This window comes from Aeromonas sp. DNP9, assembly GCF_001728955.1.
GTDB classification, from domain to species: domain Bacteria; phylum Pseudomonadota; class Gammaproteobacteria; order Enterobacterales; family Aeromonadaceae; genus Aeromonas; species Aeromonas veronii.
Genome location: NZ_LYSQ01000020.1, coordinates 1 through 12,143, shown reverse-complemented (window position 1 = coordinate 12,143; position 12,143 = coordinate 1). Strand labels below are relative to the sequence as shown.

The window sequence follows — 12,143 nt, the reverse complement described above, 5'->3', positions numbered from 1 at the left end:
AATTTTACCAACCCGATGTGGCCGACAGCGGAAGGGATCACATTTTCAATATCCCATGCTTGCAATTGTGTGCTGTCGGGTCTCTTTGAATTTTTCATTGTTCAACAGTGGGTTATCAGGTCTCATTGTCATATGGATGTTTACTGTTTGAATCGTCAAAGAACTGTAAAAATCCTTTTTTTGCGCTTTTTCTCTATATTTATTCAAAATTGGTCGGGTATTTATATGTTTTACCCTCTCCGCTAGCTTGATCCAGCTCAGCCCCTGTTTTGCGCAAGCTCGTACAATGGCGCTCCTTTAGCGGAGGTGTCATGCAGTTACACGAACTCGTCAATACATTCGGTCAGGATCTCAAGCAGCGTCATGGTCAGAAGATCCACAAACTCTCCATCCATGGGGCCTTCACCTGCCCGAACCGTGACGGCACCCTGGGCCGCGGTGGCTGCACCTTCTGCAATGTATCCTCTTTTGCCGACGAGTCGGCTCAGCAACTCTCAGTGGTGCAACAACTGCTGGCTCGCCGGGACGAAGTCACCCGTGCCAAGCGCTATCTTGCCTATTTTCAGGCCTATACCAGCACCTATGCCGAGGTCGAATATCTGCAGCGGATGTATGAAGAGGCGCTGTCAGTGAGCGATATGGTGGGGCTCTGTGTGGGCACTCGCCCCGATTGCGTGCCGGATGCGGTGCTGGATCTGTTGGCGGGCTATCAGGCCCGGGGTTACGAGGTGTGGCTGGAGCTCGGGCTGCAAAGTGCCAACGACAAGACCTTGCAACGGATCAACCGCGGCCACGGTTATGCCGCCTATGAGGATGCGGTAAGACGTGCCCATCAGCGCGGCATCAAGGTATGTGCTCATCTGATCGTCGGCCTGCCTGGCGAAGTGTCGATGGACAGCCTCGATACCCTGCATCGCATCGTTGAGACCGGTGTTGAGGGGATCAAGTTGCATCCGCTTCATGTGGTTGAAGGCAGTACTCTCGGCAAGGCGTGGCAGGCGGGGCGGCTTGAGGTATTGACGCTGGAGCAGTATGTGGAGGCGGCCGTTGCCATGATCCAGCACACGCCGCCCGAGGTGGTGTATCACCGGATTTCGGCCTCCGCGCGCCGTCCAACCCTGTTGGCGCCAGCCTGGTGTGAAAATCGCTGGACGGCCATGGCGGACATTGCCAAAGCACTCTCATTGAACGGCCCGCAAGGTCACGCGTTGGGCAGACCCTTCATACTTCCTGACCTATAATTGAGCGCCAGATTATTATTTTCACGTAAAACATAGGGTTATATAAAAAACTTCATACCCTAAACTATAGTTTTGGTACGTGCCGGTTGATATAGTGGTGCGCCATAATAAATGTCATTATCAATTAACTCCGACATTCACCCTGATTGCAGTGTTAGCATGGTGTTGATGAGCCGATTATTTTTACCAATAACGAATCATGCCGCCATTGCTGCTGTGACGGGAAATTGGGGATGAGTGTCGCGATCTATCTGGACAGTTTTATCCCCTGATCAGTCTCATCAGCGGGAAGGCCACTCGGTTTTAGCGTGGCTATAGCAGGGAAATATGAGCGATGAACGCTCTTATCTACCTCATTTATGCAGTGACAGGATGCTATGCAAGCAGAAACAAGTCGTATTGATGAGTTATTGGAGTGTCTGGTCTTCTTGACCCGTTTTTATGGTGTGCCCAACAGCCAGGATGCCCTGACGACCGGGTTGCCACTGGTCTCCGGGCGCATGACTACCGCACTCTTTTGCCGTGCTGCCGAGCGGGGCGGGTTATCCGCCCGTGAAGTGATACAGCCACTGGCCGATATTTCTCCCTTGCTGCTGCCTTGTGTATTGCAGATGCGCAATGGTGGCGCCTGCATTTTGCTGGAGTGGAACGAAGATCGCAGCCAGGGGAAAGTGATTTTCCCGCAGGCAGGTGATGCAGCCCAATGGCTAACCGCAGCCCAGTTGGGTGATGAGTATCTGGGGCGCCTCTTCTACGTGAAGAAGCAGTTCAAGTTTGACGAGCGCTCTCCCAAGGTGCTGGAAACACGTGATGGCCACTGGTTCTGGAGCACCTTGTTCGAATCCCGCGGCATCTATCGTGATGTGCTGATCGCCTCCATTCTGATCAACCTGTTTGCCATCGCCAGCCCTCTTTTCACCATGAACGTCTATGACAAGATTGTGCCCAATCTGGCGTTTGATTCGCTCTGGGTGCTGGCGGTCGGGGCCATGGTGGTCTTTACCTTCGATTTTGTGATGCGGCAGTTGCGCAGTTACTTTATCGATATCGCTGGCAAAAAGTCTGATGTGCTACTGTCCGCCAAGATCTTCGCCAAGGTGATGGGCATGCGGATGGAGTCTCGTCCCGCTTCCACCGGCGCGTTCGCCAAACATCTGCAGGAATTTGAATCGGTGCGGGAGTTTTTCACCTCCGCAACGGTTTCTACTCTTATCGATCTGCCTTTTGCCGTTTTCTTCCTTTTTATTATCTGGATGTTTGCAGGCGTAATGGTGGTGGTTCCCATCGTCGCCATGCTGATCCTCATCGCCTACAGCTTCTATATTCAGGAGCCCCTCAAGCAGTCCATCGAAGAGGGGTCACGCCTTGCGTCCCAGAAGAACGCCAACCTGATTGAAAGTATTTCCGGGCTGGAAACCGTCAAGATTTTCGGCGCCGAGAGCATGTTCCAGCATCGTTGGGAGCAGGCCGTCTCCCATATTTCCACCTGGGGCGTACAGACCCGCCGGATTACCAACTCCATGTCCTCGCTGGCCAGCTATATCCAGCAGGTGGTGACGGTCGGTCTGGTGATCGTCGGTGTTTACCAGATCTCCGAAGGTTTGGTCACCATGGGGGGCATGATTGCCGCCGTGATGCTCTCCAGCCGCGCCATTGCGCCCATGGTGCAACTCTCCGTGTTGTCGACCCGTTATAACCAAGCCAAGTCAGCACTGGATATTCTGGAAAAAATCATGCAAACCCCGGGGGAGCAGGAGGAGGGCAAGCAATATATCCATCATCCGGTGATTGCCGGTCGCATTGAATTTGAAAATGTCTCCTTCAAATATCAGGGAATGGAAACCAGCACCCTGCACAATATCAATTTGCGCATTCAGCCGGGCGAAAAGGTGGCGATTATCGGCCGGATTGGGGCGGGTAAAACGACCCTCGAGAAGCTGTTGATGGGGTTGTATCGACCGACCGATGGCTCGGTACGTATCGACGGTTTTGAACTCGATCAACTGCCACCAGCGGTGATCCGCCGCAATATTGGTTGTGTCCCGCAAGATGTCATTCTTTTCTTTGGCTCGGTGCGGGACAACATCATGCTGGGTAATCCGCTGGTGGATGATGTGAGAGTCTTGCGCGCAGCAAAGCGGGCGGGTGTCACCAACTTTACCAACCGGGATCCCAACGGGCTGGATCGGCAAATAGGTGAGGGGGGGCGTCAGCTCTCCGGTGGCCAGCGTCAGTCGATCCTGCTGGCACGCGCCCTGCTCAATGATCCCCCCATTCTGGTGATGGATGAGCCGACCTCCAACATGGACAACCAGTCCGAGATGCAGGTCAAACAGGAGCTCGCCAGACTGGGCCCGGAAACCACATTGATCCTCATCACTCACAAAACCTCGATGCTGGATGTGGCATCGCGAGTGATCGTTATCGAGCAGGGGCAGATCGTTGCTGATGGCCCCAAAGAGGTGGTGTTGCAGCAGTTGAAGGAAGGCAAGGTGCGCGTGCAGGAGGTGTCCCATGGTTAAGGGGCTCATGGACTGGTTCAAGCGCAGCAAAAAGACGCCTTCCGGCGAGGTATTGCCAGCACCAGAGCATCTGGAGTTTGTCGATGACGGCGCGGCAGCTGTACTGCTGACCACGCCGACCGGAGCTCGTATCCTGCTATGGTGCTGTTTCCTCTTTTTCATGAGTGCCATCGTCTGGGCGGCCTGGGCCGAACTGGATGAAGTCACCGTGGGTCAGGGCAAGGTTATTCCATCCCGTCAGCTGCAGGTGATCCAGAACCTGGAAGGGGGGATCGTCAAAGAGATCTTCGTCAAAGAGGGGGATATCGTCGAAAAGGGGCAGCCGCTGCTGCGCATTGATGACACCCGTTTCCGCTCCGACTTTAGAGAACGGGAGCAAGAGGTGGTCACTCTAAAGGGGGATGTGGCCCGTCTGCGCGCCGAGATGGCCAGCGTCGAGGTGAAAAACGACCCGGCACTGGGGTGGCGTGAACAGGTCGTGGTAGGTGAAGCGCCAATCCAGTTTCCCGATGGTTATGAAACCGTTTTTGCCGAATACGCACACCGTGAGCGGTCTGTACAGCGGGATCGCCTCAATAACCTGAAGAACCAGCTCTATATTCTTGGTCAGCAAATCGAACAGAAAGAGCAGGAGCTGATTGAACTGAATGCCAAGATCCGCACCGTGAATCGCAGTGTGGATTTGGCCAGACAGGAACTGAATATTAGCCGTCCGTTGGCGAAAGAAGGTATAGTGCCTCAAGTGGAGCTAATCAAGCTTGAGCGGCAGGTCAACGAGATGCAGGGGGAGCTGGAGAGCAACCGTCTGCTGATCCCAAAACTCAATTCGGTACTGCGTGAGACCATCTCCAAGCGTAATGATATTGCGCTCAAGTTCAGAGCAGATTCCCAGACTGAACTGAATGAGAAACAGGGGCGGCTTGGCCAGTTATCAGAAGGGCAGGTTGGCTTGCGAGACAGGGTTGACCGGACCAGCGTGATTGCACCGCTCAAGGGCACCATCAAGAAGCTCAAGATCAACACCCTGGGCGGCGTGGTTCAGCCCGGCATGGATTTGATGGAGATTGTGCCGCTGGAGGATACCTTGCTGGTAGAAGCCAAGGTGTCACCGAAAGATATCGCCTTCCTGCGACCGGGGCTGGATGCCATCGTCAAAATTACTGCCTACGACTTTACAATCTATGGAGGATTGCATGGCAAGGTTGAACAGATAAGTGCGGATTCGATCCAGGATGAGGAGGGGAACTCCTTTTATCTGGTTCGGGTTCGAACAGAGAAAAGTTACTTGGGCGATGAGCTTAACGCACTTCCCATCATCCCCGGTATGTTAGCCAGTGCTGATATCATTACTGGTAAAAAAAGTGTCCTAGACTATTTGCTTAAGCCGATTTTACGGGCAAAGCAGTCGGCACTGAGAGAACGATAAGCCAACAATCTAAAAACAAAACATGACTGGAGATAACATGAAAAAAACGATTGTTGCCATGCTGGTCAGTGGCTGCATCCTGATCCCTAGTTTGGGTCAGGCCCAGACTCTGGAAGAGTCGGTGGCACAGACACTTGCTACGCATCCCAAGATCAAGGAAGCGTTTGATCTGTATCAGGCACGACTCTATCAGCATGATGGAGCCAAGGGTGGCTATTATCCCACGATCGATCTGCGTGGTGGCGTAGGCTATGAAAAAACTGACAGCCCTTCTACCCGTGCTGCCAGTGCCAACAGCAATATTGATGATTCCATGACTCGCAAGGAGGCTGGACTCAGTCTGCGGCAAATGTTGTTTGATGGCTTTGATGTCAGCAACAACGTCTCCAGAACCGAAGCTGAAGCCAATGCCCAGCGTCTGGCGATGATCTCCGAAGCAGAGAATACCGCACTTCGAGTAGCTGAGGTCTACCTCAATATGCTGCGCCAGCAGGAGATCCTGGAGCTTTCCAAACAAAACCTGGAAACCCACGAACAGATCCGCAGCGACATCAGCAAGCGGACTGATTCAGGGCTTGGCTCTACTGCGGATCAGACCCAGATTGAAGGTCGTGTTGCCCGGGCCTATTCAAATCAGGCCGCTGCCGAAAACAACTATCGCGACGCAGAAAGCGAATTTATTCGTGTCGTGAACGAGGTACCTAAAGATCTGGTACAGCCGGTTCCCAATACCGAGCTTATCCCGACCAGCCTCGATAGTGCTCTGAAAACAGCGACCGAAGTCCACCCGACCCTGCTCTCTTCCCTGCAGGATATCGAAGCGGCCAAGTACCAGCATGAAGGTGCCAAATCCGGTTTCTACCCCAATGTGACATTCGAGGTCGATCAGAACTGGAATGAGGATATCGATGCGGTCAAAGGGCGCAACGATGATCTGACCGCCATGGTGCGGATGCGTTACAACCTGTTCCGTGGCGGTTCTGATGTGGCAGAGAGCAATGCAACATCGGCGCTCTACTCTCAGGCGAAAGACATTCATTTGAATGCGTTCCGCCAGGTGGAGGAAGGCACTCGTCTGGCCTGGAACGCGAAAGAGTCGCTGGCCAAGCAAAAGACCTTCCTGAAAGAGCATGTTGACGCCAGCTATGACACCGTACAGGCCTACAAGAAGCAGTTTGGTTTGGGTCAGCGGACATTGCTGGACGTATTGAACACCGAGAACGAACTGTTCGAGGCGCGTCGCAGCTATATCACTGCCGAGTATGATGCACTGCTGGCTGACTATCGCATTCTCAACGCGACAGGCAGTCTGCTCAATGCATTTAGCGTCAAACAACCCGCTGAATGGCAGGCCAGGCAATAACCGTTTGTTCATGATCCCGCAGGGATCATGAACGCCAACATGGTGACTGCTGCTGGCAGTCACCATGTTTGGCTAACGCAGGTTGTTGTACGAGCTTTGAGGAGTGCAGCAGTAATAATGCAGCAGGAATATGATGTGACACTCCAGCGTGGTAGCGGTAGCCGATGGTGTTATCTTCTTAATGAATGGAGATACCGATCGCTACGCGCTCTGCGCCACTCCTTATGGATCCTGCTGTTACCCTTCTCACTACTGCTCTGTGCCAGTCAGCCTTTGCCACAGGAAGATCTCAACTTGATCAAACGGGCGGAGCAGACCTATGGCGCCAGAGCCGGCAAGCGTGTAACCAGTTGGCGTATGCTGGTCATGGAGACGAAGGGCAGGGCCCTGAGCGAAGAAAAAAAGCTTGAGCGGGTTAATAATTTTTTCAATCGGATGCGTTTTATTGACGATATCAAGTTGTGGCGCAAAAAGGATTATTGGGCAACCCCGCTAGAATTTTTGGGGGCCGCCGGGGGAGACTGTGAAGATTTCAGTATCGCCAAATACTCTACGCTGCTCGAGCTTGGGATCCCGGATGATAAAATGCGGATGGTGTACGTCAAGGCTCTTGATTACAACCAGTTTCACATGGTGGTGGCATATTATGAGACCCCCTCCTCCGTTCCGGTTATTTTGGATAATTTGATAGGCTCGATTCGCCCTGCCACACAGCGGCGTGATCTGGTGCCTATTTACAGTTTTAACGGTAGTCACTTGTGGTTGATGAAGGCACGAGGCCAAGGGGAACTGGCTGGTCAATCATCCCGCTTGGGATTATGGAATGATTTACGCAATCGCATGACCTCGGGGCGATTGGCTCGGCCAGTGGTGAATTTGGATGATTAACCTATGACGCTCTATCGACAGTTATTAGCCACCATGCTGCTGCTGTTTGGATTGTTATTTGCGGCCACATACTGGGTGCAATTCAATTCAACCCGCACTTATCTTGCGCAGCAACAGGAAACAACGGTCATCAATACGGCAACCTCGCTGGGGCTTGCGCTCACCCCCTATCTGGAAAACGGTGACAAAGTTGGTGCCGAGTCGGTGATCCAGGCCATTTTTGATGGTGGCTATTATCGATTGGTTCGCTTGGATTTGCTGGCATCAAAGGATGTCATCGAGCAGGAAAATACCAACAATATTCAGGGGGTACCGCAGTGGTTTGTGAATTTGGGACTGTTTCCTGAGGTATCCAACGAGTCAATTTTGACGTCTGGCTGGTTGCAGCTTGGAAAATTAAAAGTAGTGGGTCACCCAGGCCAGGCTTATTACGAGTTGTGGCGGGGGATGAGTGAGCTGGCGAGCTGGTTTCTGGTCGGCTTTTTGATCACCACAATTTTGTTGATGAGAGCACTCAACTACTTGCTCAAGCCACTCAAACAGATCTGTGATCAAGCCGTCGAGATCGAGCTGCACCATTTCGGTCATACGATCCCGGAGCCTAAAACCCATGAATTGAAGCAGGTCGTTCAGGCGATCAACACCCTCTCAAGCAAGTTGGCGTTGCAGTTTAAAGAGCAAGCCGATGAGGCCGAGAAATTGCGTGAGCGGGTTTATGTCGATGCCGTATCGGGACTTGGCAACCGAGCCTATTTTGTGGGTCAGGTAAACGCATGGATAGCAGAGGCTGGCCAAGGTGGCGTCATGCTGGTTGCGGTCGACATGCTGGATGATATCTATCGCGATGAAGGCTTTGCTGCCCGTGACAACATGGTCAAATCGATAGCTCAGGCTTTGAAAGAGCAATTAAAAGGGTGGGATGGCGCCGCCTTGGCACGGATCTCCGCGACGGAATATGCGTTGCTCTGTCCAACTGACGATCTGACTCAGCTAAAAGAGCTGGCTGAAGTGATTAATAGCCGCATTGCCGATCTGGTGGTGAATCCAATGGGCGAAGGGGATGCGCTCTCCGTCATTGGTATTGCCGGTCGTGATGGCAATGATGATCTCTCTGCCTTGTTGACCAAAGCCGATAATGCGCTTGGCAAGGCGCGCAATGAACGCCGCGGTGCTGTGGTGATGGAAGGGGGGACCGAGCAAGGTTTGATGGGGCGTTTGGCCTGGCGAGATCTGGTACAAGATGCCATTTCACGACAACTTTGGCGCTTCAAAGCACAACCAGCTTGCCGGTTTGATAATGGAGCAAGGTTGCATGCCGAGCTGTTTGCTTCTATCTCTCGCGACGGCACAGATTATTTTGCCGGTCAGTTCTTGCCCGCGATTGAACAGTTCAAATTGGGTGGCGAGTTTGACCAGGCGGTGCTTGATGCTTGCGTTCCATTACTGCAAAAACAGTCTGATCTGGTACTGGCGATCAACATCACTGCTGGCTCGCTCTGCTCGGATGAATTTTTAACCTGGCTGACGCGCTATCTGACCGAGCATGCAGAGCTCAAAGAGCGGTTGTTATTTGAAATACCTGAAGCTGCCATCATGAAACATAAAGACAACGTGGCTGCGTTGGTTGGCACCTTGCAAGCTCATGGCTTCCAGTGGGGGGTTGACCACTATGGTCGTCACTTCCAGTCTCTGGGCTATCTGGAGGAGCTGTCACCGGCTTATGTCAAGGTCGATCACGGTTATACCAGTCAGGTCATGGAGCCGGGGGCTGACACCTCATTCCTGGCTGCAGTGTGTCGCGCCGCACACAATGCCGGTGTGACCACCATTGCGACCCGTGTCGAGGATCAACATCAAGTGGAACTGCTTTCCAAGTTGCATATCGATGGTTACCAGGGATTTGTTCATCCTGCCTTCCCATTGTCTTGAACTAAATGCTGGAAATGGCCCCGATAGGGGCCTTTTTTATACCAGTCACTTCTCTTTTCGCCATTTTTCTATAACCAACTCAAGGTCAGCCTTGAATGGGGCTGTATCTAGGGTTCTGATTTGTATTAAGAAATACCAACTCTTCGATTTTTTTCCGTCCATTTGTTGAATTTCTCTCGAACGTACGCTTTTTTGCAACGGAACAGCGCGCTATCTACTTCTACGGTGTAGACATCAAGATCTGTCACCTTGGAGCAATGGATATGCGTACCCAAATTATCGACAAGTCCGTGGTTGTCTCAGCTATCGAAGGCAATGTGGAGATTGTGCTGGCTGATGGAAGCAGCCGCCCTCTGCAAAAAGGGGAAATTCTCCAACCTGGGGCCAAATTGACCATAGCGGATGACGCCAAGCTGGCTCTTTCCCCTTATGACGATACTCCTGCATCGGATGTACCGGTAGGTTCCGAGTCCGCTGAACCTGCTCAACCGCAAGTGACTGCCAGCCAGGAAGGCGCTCCTTCAGATATTGCCGCATTGCAAGAATCGATTCTGCAGGGGGTTGACCCGACTCAAAACTTTGAGGCTTCTGCTGCTGGTGGGGCACCAGCGGCCGGTGGTGGTGGCGGTATTGGTGGGGTTGCGGGGGCCAGTGGTAATGGTGGTTTCGTCACAATTGATCGAACCGGCGATGCCACGATAGCGGCTGCAGGGTTTGATACAACCTACGATACGGCTGCTGTCATCAATGAAAATCAGGCCGAAGATTTGATTCTTGAAAATCAGCTTGATGATTTGGGCGAAACCACCGTGACCCTGGAAGACACCCAGGTCAGTGGGAATTTGCTCGACAATAGTGCCAATCCAGATGGACCGGCTGATGCCTCTATCGTTTCATATGACTGGGGTATCAATATCGGAGTCCCTGCCGGTGTTGCTGCCACCATTACCGGAGTGGGCACGCTGATCATCAATCCGGATGGGAGCTATACCTTTACTCCGGCTCCTAACTATGATGGCGCAGTTCCCCCGGTGAGCTATCAGGTAACTGATGGCCAGGACACAGTGACTTCAACACTCGTTATCTCCATTATTCCGCTAGATGAGGAGGTAAGTCTTGATGGGCTTACTCAGGAAGGGGGAGAGGTGTTGGTCAGTGATGCCAACTTGGCCGACGGTTCGGCACCTAACGCTGCCGCGTTAACTCAAAGTGGGGTGTTTACCTTTAATGCCCCTGATGGTGTGCAAACGCTGGCAATCGGGGCGATCCAGTTGATCAGCAATGGCACCGTGGTTGCTCAGCCTGTATCCATTGAAACGCCGCTTGGCAATGGATTGCAAATCACCTCAATAACCTACGATCCCGTTACCGGTAACGGCAGTGTCTCCTACAGTTATACCCTCCTTGATAACGAGGCCCATCAACAACCCGCTTCTGACCTGCAATTGGGTGAGAGTCTCGCTGTGACCTTGACCGATGATGACGGTGATACAACCAGTGCAACGCTGGACATCGTTATTCAGGATGATGTGCCGACCCAAGATGTGGGGGTGGCCGAAGAGGCTAATTTGGGTGGATTGTCGGTCAGTCTGGACGAGACGGTTGGCAAAGAGGATACCTACAGCGAAAGTGATGTGAATGACGGCTATGTCAGTGATGACGCAGAGGGTGTACTGGCCCGGGCTACAACAGCGATTGAAGGTGGTTTGCTGTCACTGTTTACCAGCAGTGGCAGCTACGGTGCTGATGGTGCAGGTAGCATCACCGGCAGTTTCAGCTTTGTCGGAATTGGCGAGGCGGGGGTTGCCACCAACCTGTCGGCCACCAAAGGTGGTGAGATTACCCTCAATGCAGTGAGCGCGACCGAGCTGCAAGGGGTTGATGGTGAAGGAGATGTGGTCTTCAGCATTAAGATTGTGGTGGTAGATGGGGTATCCCAACTGCAGACCACCCAGTTTGAAGCCTTGTCTCATGACAACACCGGTTTGTTTGATGAATCACTGTCGCTGCTGCTCAGTGGACAGAACAGTCTGGGACTGCAATACAGCGTGACCCGTGTGGACGGAGATGGCGATAGCGTGACCGACAGTGCCACTGTCAGTTTGATTGCGGGCGAGCGGTCGGTATTCAGCTTCGATGATGATGGCCCGACCCTGAGTGTCAGTGCCGAGGCCTCGGAAGTGGAACTGGCGGCCCTGCAGGTCAGCCTGGATGAGAGCGTCGGGGACGACCGTGCGGCGTCTGGTGAGACCGCCGATGGTAATGACGACGATACCGGTCCGGGCCTGGCCCAGGTGTACAGCAGCGTCAGTGGCGGACTGGCCAGCCTGTTTGCCCAAAGTGGCGTCAGCTATGGCTCGGACGGTGTGGGTAGCACCACCGCCAGCCTGAGCTTCGTGGGGGTACCGGTGGGGGGGCTGGCGACCAATCTGAGTTCGACTGTAGGGGGGGCAATCACCCTGTTCCAGGAGGGGGGGAACCTGGTGGGACGCGATGCCAATGGTGGCGACCCGGTGTTCACGATCAAGATCGTCAATGTGGCCGATGCCGGCGACCCGCCAGTCTACCAACTGGAAACCACCTTGTACGAAGCGCTGGACCATGGTGATAACGCCACCTTTGACGAGGCGGTAAACCTGTTGCTGAGCCAGGACGGCGCCGTGCAGCTGCAGTACAGCGTGACCGTGATGGATGGTGATGGCGATAGCGTGACCGACAGTGCCACAGTCACTCTGATTACTGGCGAGCGGTCGGTATTCAGCTTCGATGATGAC

Annotated in this window: 7 protein-coding genes; all 7 read left to right on the top strand. The window is 53.3% G+C overall.

The features are described 5' to 3' along the window. Positions 1-311 precede the first annotated feature (311 nt). Positions 312-1,241 (top strand): TIGR01212 family radical SAM protein, encoded by a 930-nt coding sequence (locus tag A9G06_RS14435; RefSeq protein ID WP_069555674.1) that lies wholly within the window; start codon positions 312-314, stop codon positions 1,239-1,241. Positions 1,242-1,618: 377 nt separating this feature from the next. Next, positions 1,619-3,763, top strand: coding sequence for a type I secretion system permease/ATPase (locus A9G06_RS14430; protein WP_069555673.1), 2,145 nt, complete (start codon positions 1,619-1,621; stop codon positions 3,761-3,763). Further along, complete coding sequence (locus A9G06_RS14425) at positions 3,756-5,189, top strand: HlyD family type I secretion periplasmic adaptor subunit (RefSeq protein WP_005350982.1); 1,434 nt, start codon at positions 3,756-3,758, stop codon at positions 5,187-5,189. The genes A9G06_RS14430 and A9G06_RS14425 overlap by 8 nt, the downstream gene beginning before the upstream one ends. A gap of 37 nt (positions 5,190-5,226) precedes the next feature. Next, complete coding sequence (locus tag A9G06_RS14420; RefSeq protein ID WP_005359768.1) at positions 5,227-6,552, top strand: TolC family outer membrane protein; 1,326 nt, start codon at positions 5,227-5,229, stop codon at positions 6,550-6,552. Positions 6,553-6,687: 135 nt separating this feature from the next. Further along, positions 6,688-7,440, top strand: a complete 753-nt coding sequence (locus A9G06_RS14415; RefSeq protein ID WP_253182336.1) for a transglutaminase-like cysteine peptidase — start codon at positions 6,688-6,690, stop codon at positions 7,438-7,440. Between the two features lie 3 nt (positions 7,441-7,443). Further along, a complete protein-coding gene (locus A9G06_RS14410; RefSeq protein ID WP_005337342.1) occupies positions 7,444-9,369 on the top strand; it encodes a LapD/MoxY N-terminal periplasmic domain-containing protein in 1,926 nt (641 codons plus the stop codon). Between the two features lie 263 nt (positions 9,370-9,632). After that, the coding region (locus tag A9G06_RS22005; protein ID WP_253182334.1) for a retention module-containing protein at positions 9,633-12,143 on the top strand (2,511 nt) is incomplete at its 3' end.